16 protein-coding genes are annotated in these 20,421 nt (G+C 54.6%); 7 read left to right on the top strand and 9 right to left on the bottom strand.

All coding sequences use genetic code 11. From position 1 onward, the window contains the following. Nucleotides 1-44 precede the first annotated feature (44 nt). The gene (locus tag QQL62_RS05775) at nt 45-1,697 is read left to right on the top strand and encodes a chloride channel protein (protein ID WP_284376881.1); all 1,653 of its coding nucleotides are present in this window, start codon (nt 45-47) and stop codon (nt 1,695-1,697) included. On the opposite strand, the gene QQL62_RS05770 is transcribed toward QQL62_RS05775, so the two are convergent. From QQL62_RS05770 to QQL62_RS05755, 4 genes are all read right to left on the bottom strand, one after another. After that, nucleotides 1,694-3,478, bottom strand: coding sequence for an aminopeptidase P family protein (locus QQL62_RS05770; protein ID WP_284376879.1), 1,785 nt, complete (start codon nt 3,476-3,478; stop codon nt 1,694-1,696). The genes QQL62_RS05775 and QQL62_RS05770 overlap by 4 nt on opposite strands. Next, nucleotides 3,478-5,337 (bottom strand): cobaltochelatase subunit CobT, encoded by a 1,860-nt coding sequence (cobT, locus tag QQL62_RS05765; protein ID WP_284376876.1) that lies wholly within the window; start codon nt 5,335-5,337, stop codon nt 3,478-3,480. Before cobT ends, QQL62_RS05770 begins: the two co-directional genes overlap by 1 nt. Next, nucleotides 5,337-6,308 (bottom strand): AAA family ATPase, encoded by a 972-nt coding sequence (locus tag QQL62_RS05760; protein ID WP_284376874.1) that lies wholly within the window; start codon nt 6,306-6,308, stop codon nt 5,337-5,339. Before QQL62_RS05760 ends, cobT begins: the two co-directional genes overlap by 1 nt. A 96-nt stretch (nt 6,309-6,404) precedes the next feature. Next, nucleotides 6,405-7,052, bottom strand: a complete 648-nt coding sequence (locus QQL62_RS05755; RefSeq protein WP_284376873.1) for a J domain-containing protein — start codon at nt 7,050-7,052, stop codon at nt 6,405-6,407. Nucleotides 7,053-7,142: 90 nt separating this feature from the next. Between QQL62_RS05755 and QQL62_RS05750 the strand changes: the two genes are divergently transcribed. Next, nucleotides 7,143-7,397: a BolA family protein gene (locus tag QQL62_RS05750; protein ID WP_284376871.1), complete on the top strand. Its 255-nt coding sequence runs from the start codon at nt 7,143-7,145 to the stop codon at nt 7,395-7,397. On the opposite strand, the gene QQL62_RS05745 is transcribed toward QQL62_RS05750, so the two are convergent. After that, nucleotides 7,394-7,870 (bottom strand): DUF4177 domain-containing protein, encoded by a 477-nt coding sequence (locus QQL62_RS05745; RefSeq protein ID WP_284376868.1) that lies wholly within the window; start codon nt 7,868-7,870, stop codon nt 7,394-7,396. The genes QQL62_RS05750 and QQL62_RS05745 overlap by 4 nt on opposite strands. Before the next feature lie 157 nt (nt 7,871-8,027). Here QQL62_RS05745 and QQL62_RS05740 point away from each other — a divergent pair, with 157 nt between their 5' ends. After that, entirely contained in the window at nt 8,028-9,119 is a 1,092-nt protein-coding gene (locus tag QQL62_RS05740; protein WP_284376866.1) for a hypothetical protein, read from the top strand. Nucleotides 9,120-9,179: 60 nt separating this feature from the next. Here QQL62_RS05740 and gatB read toward each other — a convergent pair whose 3' ends face one another. From gatB to pepN, 3 genes are all read right to left on the bottom strand, one after another. Next, nucleotides 9,180-10,691, bottom strand: coding sequence for an Asp-tRNA(Asn)/Glu-tRNA(Gln) amidotransferase subunit GatB (gatB, locus tag QQL62_RS05735; RefSeq protein ID WP_284376864.1), 1,512 nt, complete (start codon nt 10,689-10,691; stop codon nt 9,180-9,182). Between the two features lie 93 nt (nt 10,692-10,784). Then, a complete protein-coding gene (locus tag QQL62_RS05730) occupies nt 10,785-11,396 on the bottom strand; it encodes a dimethylsulfonioproprionate lyase family protein (protein WP_284376862.1) in 612 nt (203 codons plus the stop codon). A gap of 86 nt (nt 11,397-11,482) precedes the next feature. Beyond that, nucleotides 11,483-14,047 (bottom strand): aminopeptidase N, encoded by a 2,565-nt coding sequence (pepN, locus tag QQL62_RS05725; protein ID WP_284376860.1) that lies wholly within the window; start codon nt 14,045-14,047, stop codon nt 11,483-11,485. Between the two features lie 165 nt (nt 14,048-14,212). On the opposite strand from pepN, the gene QQL62_RS05720 reads away from it, so the two are divergent. The 4 genes from QQL62_RS05720 (at nt 14,213) to QQL62_RS05705 (ending at nt 18,511) form a co-directional block, all read left to right on the top strand. Next, nucleotides 14,213-16,363, top strand: a complete 2,151-nt coding sequence (locus tag QQL62_RS05720; protein WP_284376858.1) for a malate synthase G — start codon at nt 14,213-14,215, stop codon at nt 16,361-16,363. 114 nt (nt 16,364-16,477) lie between these two features. Beyond that, nucleotides 16,478-17,215 (top strand): gamma-glutamyl-gamma-aminobutyrate hydrolase family protein, encoded by a 738-nt coding sequence (locus tag QQL62_RS05715; RefSeq protein WP_284376856.1) that lies wholly within the window; start codon nt 16,478-16,480, stop codon nt 17,213-17,215. An 82-nt stretch (nt 17,216-17,297) separates the two neighbouring features. Then, on the top strand, nt 17,298-17,747 hold the full coding sequence (locus QQL62_RS05710; RefSeq protein ID WP_284376854.1) for a MarR family winged helix-turn-helix transcriptional regulator: 450 nt from the start codon (nt 17,298-17,300) through the stop codon (nt 17,745-17,747). Next, a complete protein-coding gene (locus QQL62_RS05705; protein ID WP_284376852.1) occupies nt 17,744-18,511 on the top strand; it encodes an SDR family NAD(P)-dependent oxidoreductase in 768 nt (255 codons plus the stop codon). Before QQL62_RS05710 ends, QQL62_RS05705 begins: the two co-directional genes overlap by 4 nt. Here QQL62_RS05705 and QQL62_RS05700 read toward each other — a convergent pair. Then, nucleotides 18,508-20,412, bottom strand: coding sequence for a beta-galactosidase (locus QQL62_RS05700; RefSeq protein WP_284376850.1), 1,905 nt, complete (start codon nt 20,410-20,412; stop codon nt 18,508-18,510). The two genes, QQL62_RS05705 and QQL62_RS05700, sit on opposite strands and share 4 nt — an antisense overlap. Nucleotides 20,413-20,421: the final 9 nt, after the last annotated feature.

Below are 20,421 nucleotides of genomic sequence, written 5' to 3'. Positions count from 1 at the left end.
TTAGCTAAGATACTACCAAAGTAAATGGATAAGCTTGGATAGAAATGCCCACTTCTTCGCCCAATAAAACGCTGCAAGCCACCCTTCAGGATTTACACCGTTGTAGCCTTGTACAGGTGCGCTTTTGGGTGATTGCGTTGTTGATTGGAATTGCTGCAGGTTTTGCGACAATTGGGTTTCGCGTGGCAATTTCTGAGCTGCAATCGCTGTTTTACGGTGCCGATGATTTGCTGTTGGCCTCTACAGCGCGCGATCTGCCGTGGCATATTATCCTGTGTTTGCCCATTTTGGGCGGGGCGTTGGTGGGGGTGATTCTACAATATTTTACCCATGATGGGCGCACGCGCAGTGTGGCTCATGTGATCGAAGGTGCGGCGCTGCATGATGGCCGTGTAGAAGGGCGCGCTGGGTTGGCCTCGGTATTGGCCTCGCTGATTACGCTATCAACGGGTGGCTCGGCTGGGCGCGAGGGGCCGGTGGTACATCTGGGTGCGGTGATTTCCTCTAAAATCTCTCGCCTAATGAAGGCCGACGCGATCACCGCGCGCGATTTGATGGGCTGTGCGGCGGCCTCTGCGGTGGCGGCCTCGTTTAATGCGCCCCTTGCTGGGGCGGTATTCGCCATGGAGGTGGTCTTGCGCCACTATGCGATCCATGCGTTGGCCCCGATTATGATCGCCTCGGTTTCAGGGGCGGTGATCTCGCGGTTGTACTTTGGCAATGTTACCGAATTTACCCTGCCGGGCCATGTGGCGGATTTCTATCTGGAGTTGCCTGCGCATCTGCTATTGGGGATTATATCTGCGCTGGTGGCGGTCTCGTTGATAAAATCGGTGTTCTGGGCCGAGGATTTTGCAGACAAAGTTCAGGCCAAAACCGGCCTACCACAATGGGCGCGCCCCACCATCGCGGGGGCCTTACTTGGGGTGATTGCAATTTTTTTCCCACATATTATTGGAGTTGGCTATGAAACCACATCCCATGCGCTAACGGGTAATCTAGCGCTTGGCGGGGCTGTGCTTTTTGCCTTCATCAAGGCGCTGGCGGTGGTAATCACGCTGGCGGGGCGCATGGGTGGGGGAATATTTTCGCCTGCCCTGATGCTGGGGGCGCTTACGGGATTGGCCTTTGGTTGGGTGGCAGTGGCACTGTTTCCCAGCGTAAATGGTGATGAAACGCTCTATGCATTGGCGGGGATGGGGGCTGTGGCAGCGGCGGTTTTGGGCGCGCCTCTTTCCACCACATTGATCGTGTTTGAATTGACCGAGGATTGGCAGGCGGGGCTGGCTGTTATGGTCGCCGTAAGTGTTGCCAGCGCCATCACGGGGCGCTTTGTACACCGTTCGTTTTTCATCAGCCAGCTAGAGCGGCGCGGCGTGCATCTGGCCGATGGTGACACGGGGTATATCCTATCAAAACATCCCATTACGGATGTCATGCGCCCCGCAGAGATGCTGAAGGTTAATCGCCGTAAAAAGCTGTGGAAGATGGTCGCCAAGGGGCTGTATCTGGATGGCAGTGCCACACTAGAACAGGCCATGCCTTTGTTTGAAACGGGCTATCACAAGGCACTGCCTGTTGTACAACTGGGCGGCGAGAGCGATGCACCGGTGTTATTGGGCGCGGTCTATCATGTGGATGCGCTTAAAACTTACAACGCCGCCCTAAACGCCACCGCAATCGAAGAACATAGCTAAAGCGGGGCACAGGCCTGTGTCAGCCAGCGGTGAACCTCGGGGCTGACCAAGGGGGCGATCTGAGCCAAGACCTGCGCGTGATAGGTATCCAACCAGTGGCGTTCGACAGATGTAAGCAATGAGACATCAATCAATGCTCGATCAATTGGGGCCAGCGTAAGGGTTACGAAGGACAGCATATCACGGGCATCTGCCCCGGTAATTTCAGGGGCCTGTGTTACATAAACTAGGTTTTCAATGCGAATGCCAAAGGCACCCTCCTTGTAATACCCGGGTTCATTAGACAGAATCATCCCCTCGGCCAGCTCCACCTCTGCGCGGCGCGAAATTCCTTGCGGGCCCTCGTGTACAGATAGGAACGAGCCAACGCCATGCCCCGTGCCATGATCATAATCCAGCCCCGCATTCCACAAGGCTTGGCGCGCGATCGCATCGATGTCGCGCCCCGCCAACCCGCGTGGGAAACGCAGGCGCGATATGGCAATCATCCCCTGTAAAACCAATGTATTGGCCCGTACAGCCTCTGCGGGCGGGGGCCCAATTGCCAAGGTGCGGGTGATATCTGTGGTGCCGTCTTGGTACTGTGCGCCACTGTCCACCAGTAATATCTCGCCGCTGTTCAGCTGGCGGTTGCTGTCCTCGTTTACGCGGTAATGGACAATTGCGCCATTTGGCCCAGACCCACAGATGGTGTCAAAGCTGATGTTGCGCAATTGGCCCGTAGCCGTGCGAAACTCTTCCAACTTGCGCGCGATTTGAATTTCATTCAGACCCGTTTCGCCATTTTGCGAAACCCAGTACAAAAAGGTTGCCATTGCCGCCCCATCGCGCAGATGCGCGGCGCGTGCGCCTTGTAATTCACTGGGGTTTTTCCGCGCCTTGGCCAGAGTTACCGCATCAGGTGCAAATACCGCATTGGGCAGATCAGCCAAGGCCTGCGGGGCCACCGCGCGGTCAATGCGCACCACACCCGCTAGGCGCTGAACATCGCGGGCAAATGCGCCTATCGCATGGATGGAAACCCGATCCCCAAGATGCGCATGCATCGCGGGCGTCAGTTTCGCCTCATCAATATACAAATCCAGTCGCGCATCAGAATGTAAGACGGCCAAGCACAGGGTAACTGGCGTCTGCCCCAAATCAGATCCTCTGGTATTGGTCAGCCAAGCGACATTATCGGGCTGGGTCATAATCATGTGATCCTGCCCGGCGCTGGTTAGTGCCGCGGCGATATCCTTGATTTTCTGCACATGGTCTAGGCCTGCAAATTCTAACGGGTGTACTTGCATCAAACCTTGCGGGGCAGGGGGCTGATCCTGCCACACCTTATCAATCAGGTTCTCAACAGGCACCAATTCAACTCGCCCTGCCAGTTCTTTGCGCAGGGCCTCAATCGCGCCAATAGTGTGTAACCACGGATCATAGGCCAGCTTTGCACCCTGCGCCATGCCATCGAGAATGAATTCGGATAGCTTTTGTTCAGGGTGCTTCCAAATCTCATAAATATCCAAATCAACCTGTTGGCGGGCTTGGATTCCATAGCGGCCATCGACAAACAGCGCAGCACGAGTATCTAAAACAGCCGCAAACCCCGCCGATCCGGTGAAAGAGCTGATCCAGCCCAGCCGAGCATCGCGCGCGGGCACATATTCGCCCTGATGGATATCCGCGCGTGGTACCAAAAAACCATCCACAGCGATCGCCTTCATAGCACGGCGCAAGGCCTGCACACGCACAGCACAGGTATCAGGGCTGGTAGTGCTATCAAAGGATTGAAACATTAGCCTGCCTTGCGTCTGTTTGCGCGGGGGTCATTGTCAAAAAGTGCGGCCAATTGCTCGGTTATTGCCCCTGCCAATTGTTCTGCATCAGTAATGGTGACCGCGCGCTCGTAATAGCGCGTTACATCATGGCCGATCCCGATGGCGGATAATTCAACCGCGCGGCGTTTCTCGATCATGGCGATCACATCGCGCAGATGCTTTTCCAAATAGCTGGCGGAATTGATCGACAGGGTCGAATCGTCCACCGGTGCCCCATCAGAAATCACCATCAAAATGCGCCGCGCCTCTGGGCGCGCCATTAGGCGTTTGTGTGCCCATTCCAGCGCTTCGCCGTCGATGTTTTCCTTCAACAGCCCCTCTTTCATCATCAGGCCCAGATTAGGCCGCGCACGGCGCCATGGCGCATCTGCGGATTTATAGATGATATGGCGCAGATCATTCAACCGACCCGGCGCCTCGGCACGGCCCTGCTGTAGCCATGACTCGCGACTTTGCCCGCCCTTCCATGCGCGGGTGGTAAAGCCCAAAATTTCGCATTTCACCTGACAACGTTCTAGGGTGCGGGCCAAAACATCGGCGCAGATTGCTGCAATTGAAATTGGACGGCCGCGCATTGATCCTGAATTATCCAACAGTATGGTCACGACCGTATCGCGAAATTCTGTATCTTGCTCTACCTTAAACGATAAGGGGGTTGTAGGGTTGCTGATCACGCGCGCAAGGCGGCCCGCATCCAAAATGCCCTCTTCCATATCAAAAGACCAAGAGCGGTTCTGCTGGGCCTGTAGGCGGCGCTGTAGCTTATTGGCCAGACGCGATACCGCCCCTTTTAGGGGTTCTAGCTGTTGATCTAAATAGGTGCGCAGGCGTTCCAGCTCGGCGGCCTCGGCTAAATCCTCGGCGGCGATTTCCTCGTCGAACTCGGTGGTGAACACACTGTAGTTTGGATCGGCATCCGATACTGGATTTGGCTGATCCACAGGCGGCTCGCCATCTGGGGCATCTACCTCTTGCGCATCCGATAGCTCTTGGTCCTCATCAGCAGACATCTGGGCCTGTTGTTGATCCAGCGCCTCTTCACCCTCGGCGGCCTGTTCCTGTTGTTCTTGTTCATCGCTGTCCGAATCCCCGGCATCGGCATCGGGTTCGTCTTGCTCTTGTTCTTCGCTTTCGGCCTCGGTGCTGTCGTCCTCGGGGGGGATCTCATCGGGGTCTTCGCCCAATTGATCGCCGTACCCCAAATCATCAATCAGCTGGCGCGCAAAACGGGCAAAATCCGCCTGATCTGTCATTTTGTCGGCAATGTTTTCAAATGTATTGCCCGAGCGCTCTTCGATTGTGGTTTTCCACTGCTCTAGTGCATGGTTCACCGCAGGGGGCATGTCACGCCCAGTTGCAATTTGGCGCAGATAATATGACAGGGCCGTAGCCATTGGCACTTCTTTATATGAGCTTACCTGATCATATCCCAGCGCCAGCGCCTCGGCCTCTAGCTTGGCCTCGATATTACCAGCTGTTCCGGGCATGGCGCGTGCACCTACGGCCTCGCAACGGGCGGTGGCCATGACCTCGTAAATCTCGCGGGCCTCTACGCCATTTGGCATGTAGCGGTTGTGGACATCCGCGTCATGAAATCGTGTGCGCAAGGCATAGGCATCGGCGGTGCCACGGGCCAGCATGACCTCGGCGCGGGTCATGCGGCGCGATACTTGTGGCAGGCGCGCGATCTCATTGGTCAGGCCAGGGGGATCAATGGAATAGGCGACCTCTAGGTCGGCCTGATTTGCCAATGCGCGGGTGGCCTCGCTGAGGGCTTTTTTAAATTGATCGGCCGGGTTATCGCTTGGCTTGCTCATTATCCCAAGCTCAGGCTGGCGGCACTTTCTGGTAATTCTTCGTCGAACAAGCGCTGATAGAACTCGGCCACTGTTTCGCGTTCCAGCTCGTCACATTTATTTAGGAATGTCAGGCGGAAAGCAAAGCCCACATCAGCGAAAATTTGAGCATTTTGCGCCCATGCAATCACGGTACGTGGAGACATTAGAGTCGAAATATCACCGTTCATAAACGCATTGCGCGTCAGCTCTGCCACCGTCACCATTTTACCGATCACCTCGGGGTCATTGGTGGGGTTTTTAGCGCAGACGATTTTGGTTTCATCCGCATGGTCCAAATAGTTCAGAGTGGTCACAATAGACCAGCGATCCATTTGGCCTTGGTTGATTTGTTGGGTGCCGTGGTACAGACCCGTTGTATCGCCCAAGCCCACGGTATTGGCAGTGGCAAATAGGCGGAAACTAGGGTGCGGGGTGATCACCTGGTTCTGATCCAACAGTGTCAGCTTGCCATCAACCTCTAGGACACGCTGGATCACAAACATCACATCCGCGCGGCCCGCATCATATTCGTCAAAGACAATGGCCGTAGGATTGCGCAAGGCCCAAGGCAAAATGCCCTCTTGGAACTGGGTTACCTGTTTGCCGTCTTGCAATTTGATGGCATCTTTGCCGATCAGGTCAATCCGGCTGATGTGGCTGTCTAGGTTCACGCGCACACAGGGCCAATTCAGCCGCGAGGCCACCTGTTCGATGTGGGTGGATTTACCAGTACCGTGATAGCCCTGTATCATCACGCGGCGATTGTGTTGAAATCCCGCCAAAATGGCCAATGTGGTATCATGGTCAAAGCGATAGGTGCTATCGGCCTCGGGCACACGGGGGGATGCATTGGCGAATCCCATAACCTTCATATCGCTGTCGATGCCAAACAACTCGCGCGCGCTATATTCTACGGTGGGTTCACCGATTTCCAATGTGCCATCAGCCATGTGATTAATCCTAAACTATACCCCTGATCCGATATCAGTTGGCTTGTTGTGCATATTTTTACGAACCAGCGCAAGGGGGGGCGCGGGGGGATGGGGCTATTTGTCCTTGAAACTAGAGCTGTTCTTCACCTGATCCCAAGCCCAAACAACCTTTTGCAGGAACTCTTCTTGGCTGCGATCGCCGCCATTTAGGTCGGGGTGCAACTCCTTGATCAGGGCTTTGTATTTCTTGCGCAACTCTGCCTTGGTCCACGTGTCCTTGGCCTCTAGGATATCGATTGCCTTGCGCTCGTCAGCAGGCAGACGCTTTGCCCCGCCCAGTCCATCGCCCTTGCCAGGATTCTGGGTGGCATTTTCGCCCAATACCTGATGCGGGTCCTCGATCCCTAAACGTGCCCATGCGCGCTGTTCTGCAGATTGCTTGCCCAGAGGTTCTGTTGGGCGCTCCCATACGCGATCCGCGGCGAATTGTTTTTGCAGGTCTTCCTCGGAATGGTTCTCGAAAAAGTTCCATTTTTGGTTGAACTGGCGGATGTGCGTCAGACAAAACCAGCGAAACTCTTCTAGGTTATCGGGGTTCAGAGGCGCGCGGTATTTTCCCGGCTCTTGGCAATCGGGATGCTGGCAAACCATTTGTGATGTTTCAGATGCGCCGGACATGCCACGCCGTGTGCGGGCGCGCTTTTTCTTGTCTGCCGAAACAGAAATATCGAAATCAAAATCCAATGGTGGACGATTTGCCATTGTACTATCCTTTGTACTTGCCCGAGTCAGGCAAAGAATACTAACCTAATTCCAGCCAATGCCAAGACCCGATTACAAGGAATTTACACAATGCTTACCGCTATCGAAACCGCGCTACAACAGACCTTTGATCCAACCGAGCTAGAGGTGGTGGATGACAGCGAATCGCACCGCGGGCATGGGGGCTACCGCGAGGGTGAAACCACCCATGTGAATGTGAAAATTCGCGCCGAATATTTTAGTGATTTATCGCGGGTGGCACGCCAACGTGCGGTAAACAAGGCCTTGGACTTTGCTTTTGACCAAGGGTTGCATGCCTTAGCATTGGATGTGGATGGCGCCTAGGCGCGATCCGCATCTGATTTTTCCGGCGTTTCGCTGTCGGTCTCGGTGATGAAATCCTCGATCTCTTTTGCCATGTTGGTGTCGGCATCCTCCTCAGCGTCGCTGGTATCGGGTTCTTTTTCAGCAATTGGCGTGGTCAGCAAAACAGGGGCGGGCTTGGCCTCGGTTGCGGGGCTTTTACGCTTGAAGGGATTGAACCCTTCGCTGACCTCTTTTTGGGGCGCGGGTTCGGCTTGATCAGCCTCTTTGCGAAATACCAATACATTCTGATAGGTCTCGATACGCTTGCGCGCCACACCGCGCCGCTCGACCGATGGTAGGCTCTCCGCGCGTTGATATTCCCAGCCCTCGGCCGCGAGTTCGTTCATCAACTCGGCCAGTGCATGGGCAAATTTCGCCTCCGCACCCTTGATGCCTTTGCCAGATTTCCCCGATGTTGGGGCAGGGATAACCTTATACGTAAATTTTGTCATAATATACCAACGCGGAGGTTTGTTTATAAATCGGATTAAACATATATATTGGGTAGCATGCTGTGATTACAACAGCGAAACGTAAATCATCCGATCAATTCTGGAAATCCGATGCACCTGTGCTATGGATAGATTGAAACCAATATAAGTGACGCATATGCCCGGACAAGAAGATTTTCAAAAACGCCTTCAGCGGCTGGAAAAAACAAAACGTGTAACCGTGCCGCGTGGTGGTGGTGGCATCGACCCTGCGCTGGCCAATGCCCCGGGCAAGAAAAAGGGCAACGGGCAGGGCTTGTTTTTGCTATTAAAGCTGGTGGTTGTTGTTTTGTTGTTGATTACAATGATGCGCGTGGTCGGCACTAAATTCACGGGCATCGATTTCCCAGGGCGGCGTGCCCAATTGGAAACAATCGGAAAAACCAAGGAAATGGAATATATTGGCATACGATTTGCAATGCTAGCAGATCCGATCTTGGTGCCGTTGTTTGATCTGAATAATTCCGATGCCAACGCCAGCTTTACCCTTGCCGGCGTTTCAAGAGAGCTCAGCGAACAGGCCAATGTAAATCTGGCTACCACGCGTAAAGAAAAGGGTCTTCTAGAGCCCGTGCCTCAGCCGCCCCTCTCCCTGACCAAGCGGGTCATGAACCTGTTGCAACCTGATCACCCAAACAAACCCCAACTATACCACGCCCCCGCACCAGAGGGTTGGACCCGCCTAACATCGGGTGATCTATCCGGTGATGCATCGGCCTATTTCGATGCCAAAAACGCCTGGAAGGGCACCGTGGCCAAGCCAGATATGCCATGGGAGGATTTGCCGCTATTACGCCGTTTCTTGTTGTCCCAAGAGGATAACAAAGTGAAATTCAATCAGCGCGGCTATGCATATTATTACAACGAACAGGGGCATACGATTTATGTTGAAATGGTGTTTTTCACCAGAGCTCACCGCGAAACGGGGGCGGTGCGTTTGATGAGAAAATTCCGCCAAACTCCAGATAACTTGATGTTCAAGCTCGGCAATATTCCTTTTTATGGGCGCGATAGCCAATTTCTGGACGCCAGTGTTTCAAAAACGCTAAAGGCGCGCGCCAAACAGCTAAACCTTAATCCGCCGCGGTATTCGGGATTTGTCTCTGGGCATGTGCAATTAGAATTCCATACCAATGCGCCCAAGAAGGTCATCGAGCAATTTGCCCAGACCTATGACTATACCGCCTTGCAGGCATTGAATATCCCATAGGGTGCGAAAATACGGCTCAGTCTAAAAGTGTGCCAAGGCCAGCGGCCTTGGCTGGGGCGCTTATTCGCCCAGCTTTTGTGCGATGATTTGGTTCACAGCCTTGGGGTTAGCCTTGCCGCCGGTGGCCTTCATAACCTGCCCTACAAACCAGCCCGCCAGTTTCGGGTTTTGCTTGGCTTTTTCCACCTGTGCGGGGTTGTCGGCCATAATCTGATCGACGGCTGCTTCAATAGCGCCTGTGTCCGTTACCTGCTTCATGCCGCGGCTTTCGACAATCTCGGCAGGGTCACCACCCTCGTTCCAAACAATCTCGAACACATCCTTAGCGCCCTTGCCCGAAATTACATCCTGAGCCAATAGATCTAAAACCCCCCCCAGCTGGGCAGCAGAAACAGGGCTGTCTGGGATGGATAAATCAGCTTTGTTCAGGCGGCCAAATAATTCGTTAATCACCCAGTTGGCGGCGATTTTACCGTCACGGCCCTGTGCAACTTCCTCGAAATAGGCAGCATCCACAACATCGGCTGTTAAAACCGATGCGTCATATTCGGTCATGCCATAATCGTTCACAAAACGCGCCTTCTTGGCATCGGGCAGCTCAGGCAGGCCAGCACCAATTTCATCGACCCAGGATTGCTCTAATTGCAGGGGTAGCAAATCAGGGCAGGGGAAGTAACGATAATCCTGCGCCTCTTCCTTGGATCGCATAGATCGAGTTTCGTTTTTGTCTGCATCATACAGGCGGGTTTCTTGATCAACACTGCCACCATCCTCTAGGATGGCAATCTGGCGGCGGGCTTCATAATCGATGGCCAGCTGGATAAACCGCATGGAATTCATATTCTTCAATTCACAGCGCGTGCCCAAATGAGAAAAGTCCTGGGTCTCTTGGTACTTTTCATATTGTCCCGGGCGGCATACAGATACATTGACATCCGCGCGCATACTGCCGTTTTGCATATTGCCATCGCAGGTGCCCAAATAACGCAAAATTTGGCGCAGCTTGGTCACATAGGCGGCGGCCTCTTCGGGGCCGCGAATATCTGGCTTGGATACAATTTCCATCAGGGCCACGCCCGTACGGTTTAGATCAACAAAGGACATGTTCGGATCCATGTCATGTACCGATTTACCCGCATCCTGCTCTAGGTGAATACGCTCTACGCGTACCTTGCGCGCAATACCTGGCTCCATATCCACCAGAATTTCGCCCTCACCCACGATGGGGTGGTACAACTGGCTGATCTGATAGCCCTGCGGCAAATCAGGGTAGAAATAGTTCTTACGATCAAAGGCAGAATACAGGTTGATCGCAGCCTTAAGGCCCAGCCCCGTGCGCACGGCCTGTTCCACACAGAATTCGTTGATCACTGGCAACATACCGGGCATGGCCGCATCCACCATCGAAACGTTGGAATTCGGTTCATTGCCAAACTGTGTGCTGGCCCCTGAAAACAACTTGGCATTCGAGGAAACCTGTGCGTGGACTTCCAATCCGATCACCAATTCCCAGTCGCCAGTGGCGCCGGAAATTACCTTGGGTTTGGGTTCTTCGTATACTAGATCAAGCATGGTTCTCTCTCGCAAATGATGGGGATGGTTTTAGGCAAGCCGGCCCCCCATCGCAAGAGCGAAAGCGCGAAAACTAGACCCAAATGAGCACGCCTATCCTGCCAGCGTATACCGCGCATAGCTGATATCCCCTGTCCAACGCCATAGCGCAATCATCGGATAATCTTGTGTGATAGATCGATGAGCCGTATTGGGCGGATGAAAGACAATGTCGCCAGCACCGCTTTGCCCCTGTGGGGTCGGGGGAGAATAGGGGTGATTTTGCCAATGGCCAGCCCCCCCTAGCATGATGAAACATTCCTCTGCGCTATGCTGACGCTCGGGGTACTTAGTATGCGCCGATTGCACAAAAAGCCCGATGCGCAGATCTTTGTGGTAAATCATCCCGTCTGGCCCAACCAGCTCGGTCGTCGCAACGCGGCGCGCGATCTCTGTTGGTACATGCCCATCATCTAATCCAGACGAATGCCAATCAATCAGCGGCAGCGCCTGTGATACGATCACCGCCAGAGGATGCGGGTTATGATCTAGGGCGATCAAACATGTATCATCCAGCGGATGTTTCGACGGGGGCAGAGGCGTATGCGAGCGCCCGCCAATATCGCGCAAAACGCTGGCGGCGTGATCCCCGCCTATGCGTAATTCGGTATCGAATAGGGCCGCAAAATTAGTTAGCATCGTATAAAAGGCGGCGTATTGGGTCATGATAATCCCCTTTTGCAGAATCTAAATATACTGCAAAAGGCGATTCTGAGCAAAGATTTTAGTGGAAGCACCCCTGCAAAGGGGGGCTACCCTGCCAGCAGCTTACCGATAATCTCGCCCGTATCCTTTGAGAGTGTAGGGGTTTTCTGAATGCGGCGCAGCTGCGTAGAAATCAAGGTCTGCCGCTTCTTGTCATAGCGTTTCCAAGTGCCAAAAACGCCACACATGCGCGCGGTGGTTTGCGGGTTTAGCGCATCCAGCTTGATCAGCCAATCGGCCACAAACTCATACCCCCGCCCATCGGCGCGGTGGAAGCTGGCCGGTGCGGTGGCGAATCCGCCGATCAAGCTGCGAAAGCGGTTGGGGTTTTTCCAGTTGAAATCGCCATGTTCGCCAAGGGCGCGCACCACGTCTAATGCGGCCTCTGGTGGCGTGGTGCCCGCTTGAATTGCGAACCACTTGTCCAACACCAGCCCCTCGTCTTTCCACTGTTTATAAAAGGCATCGATCGCATCCGCGCCTTTGCCTGCGCTGATCAAGATAGACAGGGCGGCAAATTGTTCTGTCATATTATCAGCACCCCAGTACAGATCCTGCGCCGCTGCGCAGTCATCCAGCAAAGATAATAGCCCAAGCGCAGCCAAACGCAGGGCCCGTCGCCCCGCCGCATCGGCATCGGGGCTATAGGGCCCCCGCACGCGCATGGCCGCGAACAGCTCTGGCAGGTCAGAGGCCAGCTGTTTGGCGATTGTCTTTTTCAGATCATGACGCGCGCGGTGGATCGCCTCTGGGTCTGGCACAGCCCCTAGATGCCCCATATGCACTGCAATGGCATCCTCGCTGGGCAATGTCAGCATCAAGGCGCGAAAATTGGGGTCCAGTGCGCCGTCCAGAGCAATAGTGCGCAAGGCATCGGCAAAATTAGCACCTTTCACCAGTTGCCCGCGGGCCATATCGCACAAAAGATCCAGCGCAATTCCGCGCCCTGCCTCCCATTTGTTAAATGTGTCGCTGTCATGTTTGAACAAGAACATGCGCTGATCGGAATCCATCGTATGATCTAAAATTACAGGCGCAGAAAATCCGCGCAGCAATGAGACCACGGGTTTCGCGGTCAATCCTTCAAATACAAAGGTTTTTTCTGCTGCATCCAAGATCAAACATTGCTCTGGCAGGGGCTCGCTACCATCCGTATCCAGAAAACCGGTCATCACGGGGATCACCTGCGCGGCCTTGTCGATGCGATGCCCCGATGCATCTGCATCTTGGCGCAGGGTCAGGCGATAGGTGCCTTGGGAAAAATCTTCGTCTACAGATACGACAGGAGTTCCGTTTTGTTGATACCAGAGCTTAAATTGCGTCAAGTCCTGCCCGCTGACATCTTCAAATACTCGGATCCAATCCTCGATGGTACAGGCCTGCCCATCATGGCGTTCAAAATACAAATCACATGCGGCACGATAGGTTTCATCCCCCACCAGCCGCTTTAGCATGCCGATAACCTCGGCCCCTTTTTCATAAACGGTGGCCGTATAGAAATTGTTGATCTCGATATATTCTTCGGGGCGCACAGGATGAGATAGGGGGCCGGCATCCTCGGGGAATTGACGCGCACGTAGGGTTAGAACATCCTCGATGCGCTGCACTGAATGGCTGCGCATATCACCGCTGAACTTTTGATCGCGGAAAACCGTCAGCCCCTCTTTCAGGCACAGCTGAAACCAATCGCGACAGGTAATGCGATTGCCAGTCCAATTGTGAAAATACTCATGGGCAATCACCGCCTCGATCGCCTTGTAATTGGCATCAGTTGCGGTTTCTGGTGTGGCCAGAACAAGGCGCGAGTTGAAGATATTCAGACCCTTATTTTCCATTGCGCCCATATTGAAATCATCCACCGCCACAATCATAAACAGATCCAGATCATATTCGCGGCCGTAATGTTCTTCGTCCCAGCGCATGGACCGTTTCAATGCGTCCATGGCATAATCGCATTTATCCTCGTCCCCTTTGCGTACAAAAATTTGCAAGACGACATCGCGCCCGGAACGGGTGGTGAATTGATCCTCAACCACCTCTAATTCACCAGCTACCAGCGCAAACAGATAGGCAGGCTTGGGCCAAGGATCCTGCCAACTCCCGTGGTTGATTTTATTCCCGTTGGATAAGAGTACAGGGGCCTCTCCCTCAATTTTTACATTAAAACGTGCCATCACATCCGGGCGGTCTAGATAATAGGTGATCTTGCGAAAGCCCTGCGCCTCGCACTGGGTGCAATACATACCATTAGACATATACAAGCCCTCAAGAGCTGTATTGCCCTCTGGGTTGATTTCTACCGTACAGCGCCATGTAAATCCCTCTTGGGGTACCAAATCTGCGGGCACCGATAGGCCCTCGGCATCGCACAAGACCTCGTCGTCTGCTAAATCGCGCCCATCGATTGATGCATGAATCAGTTTCAGGTCCCGCCCATCAAGGCGTAGATCATGGGGGCCGTCGCCGCGATCTGCATTGGCGTGAAAAGTGATCTCGCTGGTCACCTTGGTCGCGGTGGGGTGCAATGCAAACTTTAGATTAACCTTTTCGATCCAGAACGCAGGTTGCTGATAATCCACTAGGCGAATGGTCGGGGGGGTGCTTGGGCGCATGGGTGTCTCCTGTATCCTCAAGACTACGAACGGGTTTTAGCGCAGAGTTACAAGCCTAAATTGCAAGAACATGCGAAATCCGCCACTTTTCGTGCATTTTGCACAATAAGCTCTTGCGTCATAATTGGTAAGTAAATATTACCAATATCAACTAAGGAGGATAGAATGACCCACGTAACCCGCGCAGATATCTCTGTTGATGCTGAACTTGCGACCTTTGTCGAATCTCGGGCCTTGGCAGGCACGGGGGTCGCGGCGGATCATTTCTGGTCTGAACTGTCCTCTTTGATTAATGGGTTTAGCGCCAAAAACCGCGCCTTGTTGCAAAAGCGTCAAGACCTCAAGGGCCAGATTGACGCCTATCATATAGAACAACGCGGCACTGAATTAGACGCTAGCGCCTATAAATCCTTCTTGCAGGAAATCGGCTACTTGGTGCCTCAGGGGCCAGATTTCACAGTGGATACCGCTGGTGTAGATCCCGAGATAGGCACCATTTGCGGCCCACAATTGGTGGTGCCCATTATGAACGCCCGCTATGCGCTGAATGCAGCCAATGCGCGCTGGGGCTCTTTGTATGATGCGCTGTATGGTACCGATGCTATGGGCAGCAAGCCTACCGCAGGCGGCTATGACACGGTGCGCGGCGCAGAGGTGATCGCATGGGCCAAGAGCTTCTTGGATAGAACATTCCCACTGGCCATTGGCTCTTGGGGCGACATCACGGATATTGCCTGTACTAAAAACATGCTGCGCGTAACGGGCGCACAGGGCGAAACTGGCCTAGCGGACCCCCTGCAATATGCGGGCTTCCAAGGCGGCGATACCGCCCCAAGTGCTGTATTCCTGCTCAACAACAACTTGCATGTGCAAATTAAAATCGATGCCGATAGCCCTATCGGTACACAAGATCCGGCTGGAATCTCGGATGTGGTGCTGGAATCCGCGCTGACCACCATTATGGATTGCGAAGATTCTGTCGCGGCCGTAGATGGCGCTGATAAAACGCTGGCCTATTCCAATTGGTTGGGCCTGATGCAGGGCACCCTAACCGAAACCGTGTCCAAGGGCGGCCAAACTTTTACCCGCGCCCTGAACCCGGATCTACAGATAACCACCCCTGAGGGCGGCGCCAAAACTCTTAAGGGTCGCGCCATGATGCTGGTGCGCAATGTGGGACATTTGATGACCAACCCGGCCATTCTAGACAAAGAGGGTAACGAGGCCTTTGAGGGGTTGATGGATGCGATGATCACCACATTGATCGCCCTACATGATCTACAACGCGAGGGCGGCAATTCAGTCACCGGCTCGATGTATGTGGTAAAACCCAAGATGCATGGCCCAGAAGAGGTGGCCTTTGCTTGTGAAATATTTGACCATGTAGAACAGGCGCTGGGCTTGGCGCAAAATACCGTGAAAATCGGCATCATGGACGAAGAGCGCCGCACCAGCGTTAACCTGCGCGAATGCATCCGCGCAGCTAAATCCCGCGTGGCCTTCATCAACACCGGATTCTTGGATCGCACGGGCGATGAAATTCACACCAGCATGGAGGCTGGGGTGTTCTTGCCCAAGGCCGATATCAAGGCCCAACCATGGATCGCCGCATACGAGGATTACAACGTGGATGTTGGGCTGGCCTGTGGGCTTCAGGGACGTGCCCAAATCGGCAAAGGAATGTGGGCCATCCCAGACAACATGGCCGATATGTTAGAGCAAAAAATTGGCCACGTAGAGGCCGGTGCAAATTGTGCATGGGTGCCATCGCCCACTGCCGCCACATTACATGTGATGCATTATCATGCGGTGAATGTGCCTGCGGTACAGGAAAAATTACGCCAAAATGGCCCGCGTGCCTCGGTTGATACAATTTTGCAAATCCCACTGGCACAGGGCCAGAACTGGTCTGCGGATGAAATCACCCGCGAGGTCGAAAATAACGCCCAAGGGATCTTGGGCTATGTTGTGCGCTGGGTTGATGCGGGGGTTGGGTGTTCTAAGGTGCCTGATATCAACAATATCGGCCTGATGGAGGATCGTGCGACCTGTCGTATTTCGTCACAACACATCGCAAATTGGTTGCACCACGGTGTGGTCAGCAAGGAACAGGTAATGGATATCCTGCGCCAAATGGCAGCGGTGGTCGACAGGCAAAATCAGGGCGACCCCAGTTATGTTAACATGGCCCCAGATTTCACAGGCTTGGCGTTTCAGGCGGCCTGCGATCTGGTATTTAAGGGCACACAACAGCCCTCGGGTTATACCGAACCTGTGTTGCACGCGCGCCGACTGGAGCTAAAGCTCAGCGCCTAGGCGCTCCAAAGCCCGCCCTTCGAGGCGGGTTTTATGTCGCTTTTTCCCCAGGGTGTGGTTTTCATTCGATGCACGATCTGCAACAGTGGCGATGAACTACAAAGTGAGTCTGATATGCCCCGTCCCCTAGTTGGTGTAATTGGCAATGCCGAACTGATCGACGATTCCTACCCGGTACAAATGTCTGGCCTCAATAACCTAGAGGCCTTGGCCGAGGTTTCAGGGGCTATGCCCATGATCTTTCCTGCCCTACCTCAGGTGAATGACGTGGATGATATCTGCGCCACCTTTGATGGGATCTTGTTGACGGGCGCGCGCCCTAATGTTCACCCCTCGGAATATAACGAGGCCGAAACCCCCGCCCATGGAAAATTTGATAGAAACCGCGATGCGCTGGCCTTGCCATTGATCCGCGCCTGTGTTGCACGGGGCATCCCGATCTTGGGAATTTGTCGCGGCTTTCAGGAATTTAACGTGGCCTTTGGCGGATCACTTTATCCAGAAATTCGCGACCTGCCTGGGCGGATGAATCACCGCATGCCCCCCGAAGGTACGCTAGAGGAAAAATTTGCACTGCGCCATAACGTCTCGCTGATCGAAGACGGTGAATTTGCCAAAATCTTCGGCACAAATGTGGTACGCACGAATTCTCTACATGGTCAAGGTATCAAACAGGCAGGCGAAGGTGTTATAATCGAAGGCACCGCCCCCGACGGCACCCCAGAGGCAATCCGCATCGCTGATGCGCCCAGCTTTGCCATGGCGGTACAGTGGCATCCAGAGTGGCGCGCAGGATTTGATAGTGTGTCGCGCCCCTTATTCGAAACCTTTGGGGCGGCCCTGCGCGGCTAACGCTCAATACTGTCCAAGGCTGGACAAATATTGTTAACCTCTGTAACAGTTGACCCAGTTAACGTTATAGAGGCCCATTTGGATGACCGCAGAGCAAAACAGCGCGCTTGACGCGATGATCGGCTATAACCTGAAACGCGCCAATACCATCGCAGAATCGCAAATTCGCAGATGTCTTGCCAACATCGGTCTGGCCCCGCGTGAATTTTCCGCACTGGCGCTGGCGGTTGAAATCCCCAATATCACCCAAAGCACCCTTGCCCGCCATCTGGGGGTAGAGCGCTCTGGCTTGGTCAGTACCATTGATGCCCTGGAACAGCGCGCCCTACTTAATCGCGTGGCTGTGCCCGGAGATCGGCGTATTCAGGCGCTGATCGCCACAGCCAAGGGCATTGCCGCCCACCAAGAGGCTCTGTGTGCCATTCAAATGCAAGAAGAGCAGCTAACCCAAGTATTAAGCGCGACAGAGATCGACAGTCTGCGCGCAGTGTTGCAAAAAATCAGAAAATTCGAAGAAGGAAAAACACCATGACTGATTGGAAAGACAAAGTAGCCATCGTAACTGGCGGGGCATCTGGCCTTGGCGCCGCAACCGCGGAAACGCTGGCCGCACAGGGTATGAAGGTGGCGCTGTTTGATCTGAACGAGGCAGCGGGCGCCGAACACAGCGCCAAAATCGGCGGTATATTCTGTAAGGTTAATGTGACCGATCCCGCAAGCGTGACCGCGGGGCTTGACCGTGTAGAGGCAGAGCTGGGCGTTGCACGGGTGCTGGTGAATTGTGCAGGCATCGCCCCTGCGGCCAAAACCGTATCGCGCGGTGCACCTCATGACCCAGAATTGTTCGCCTCGGTGATTGGTGTCAACTTAATCGGCTCGTTTAATTGCGCCAGTCAGGCCGCCACGCGTATGGTCGAGGCCGATACCTTTGGGCCAGATAACAGCCGCGGTGTGATCATCAATACCGCCTCTGTTGCCGCCTATGACGGGCAGGTAGGACAAGTGGCCTATGCGGCCTCCAAGGGGGGCATTGTCGGCATGACCCTGCCAATGGCACGCGATCTGGCCGATAAGGGCATTCGCGTTTGTGCCATCGCGCCGGGCATATTTTTAACACCAATGCTGGCGGCGATGCCCCAAGAGGTGCAAGATTCCTTGGGTGCGCAGGTGCCGTGCCCATCACGCCTTGGCAAACCATCAGAATATGCAGATTTGGCCGCGCATATCGTGGGCAACCCCATGCTGAACGGCGAGGTCATTCGCCTAGATGGCGCCATTCGCATGGCACCACGCTAACGCGGCTGGCGTAAAACCGAGATCGGCGCCAAATGATGCGCGCCGATCTGATGGGGCTCTTGGGTGAAATTAAACCAGAATCGCTCGGCCCCCGTATCGCGGATACGCACCCCATCGGGCAGGTCGATCGTCTCGATTCCTGCGTTCTGTATCAGGGGGCGCAGGATATTCTGCCATCCCTCTAAATCCAGCCAAGCCGCCACATAGGTGCCCGTACCCGCGTGCATGGCAATGGCTGATCCTTTTGCACAGCGCAGAACCACATCTGCAGTGCCCTCAATAATCTCGCGGTAATTGATAATCCGACCACCATCGGCCAAATCACGGGGCATATCGGGGCGAAGGCTTTCAATACGTGCCACAGTCACATCCAAGTCGGGGTAATCCGGTGGCAAGGGCAGGGGAATATTCATATGGGCATCGCGCGCGCCACTGCGCGGGCCCAGCACCACATGGGCCTCACTCTGGGCCAATGCGTTCTTTAAATCTTGGGGCATATGCATCATCCCTGGGGCCAGAACCACAGCGTAGCCCGTGAAATCACGAACCGTTGGCGGTAGAATATCCACCGATAGGCCCAAGGAGCGCAAGGCGCGGTATTGTTCAAATACCAGCCCGAAATAGCTAAGTGTTGCCCCGTGGGGCTGTACCTGCCAAGCCGCATCTGCATCGTAGTCAAAGATCAAGCCCACGGGGGCCTGCGCTGGTGCAACATCACCCGCATCGGCCAATTCGCGCGCCACCTCGCGGGCCTCGATGATAGCGGGGGCATCCTTGCTGTCTGGACGCAACATGCCCGCATGCAGTTGCTCTTGGGCCATTGGTGCTTGGCGCCAGCGGAAATAACACACCGCCTCGGCCCCATGGGCAAAGGCCTCCCATGTCCATAGGCGTACCATGCCGGGCAGGGGCTCTGGGTTATAGGGTGCCCAGTTTACAGGCCCGGGCTGTTGTTCCATCACCCACCAGCGCCCGCGCCCAACCGCGCGGTATAAATCATGGTGAAAGGCCTGAAAGTCAGGATCGCCCGTCTGAGCATAGATACGCTGACGGGCGGCATCGGCGCCAACGCGGTCTTCCAAAAAGCCCAGCGGATAGCTATCCCAGCTGGCGATATCCAAATCATCCCCCACCGCGAAATGGTCAAAATCGGTGATCCGCCCCATATAATTATGGGTCAGCGGCCTATCCGTATGGGCGCGCAGGATATCAACCTGTAACCGGTTAAAGCTGACCACCGCATCGGATGTATAGCGGCGAAATGCCAAGCAATGGGCGGGGTTGGCCTCGGTAACCGTTAGATTTGGCAGATCGATCTGGGCAAAATCATCATATTCCATAGACCAAAACACATTGCCCCATGCGGTGTTCAGTGCTGCAATATCGCCCGAGAACCGGTCACGTAGCCAAACCTGAAATCCTATGCGCGCCGCGTCACTGTAGGAAAGGGCGGTGTCGTGGCACCCGTATTCATTGTCGGTCTGCCATGCCGCCACATGGGGGTTCTTGCCATAGCGTTCTGCCAGCTGCTCAACGATCAGGGCGCACTCGGCGCGATACCCCTCGTGACTAAAACAATAATGCCGCCGCGACCCAAATTTGCGCGCGCGTCCCTGTTCATCCAGCGCCAACATGTCTGGGTGGCGGTCTAGCATCCAGCGCGGTGGCGTGGCCGTAGGCGTGCCCAGCACCACGCGCAGGCCAGCGCCCCCCAGAACCGCAATCGCGCGGTCTAACCATGCAAAATCATACGCGCCGCGCACCGGCTCCAGCCGCGACCACGCAAATTCACCAATGCGCACCCATGTCAGGCCTGCCTCGACCATGCGGCGCGCATCTTCGCCCCATTGATCCTCGGGCCAATGTTCGGGGTAGTAGCAGGTTCCTAGAGTTCTTTTCATCTGACTTCA

Origin of the sequence: Amylibacter marinus, assembly GCF_030160015.1 — a bacterium.
GTDB classification, from domain to species: domain Bacteria; phylum Pseudomonadota; class Alphaproteobacteria; order Rhodobacterales; family Rhodobacteraceae; genus Amylibacter; species Amylibacter marinus.
The sequence above is the reverse complement of the archived record's forward strand: the minus strand, read 5'-3'. Positions and strand labels throughout refer to the sequence as shown.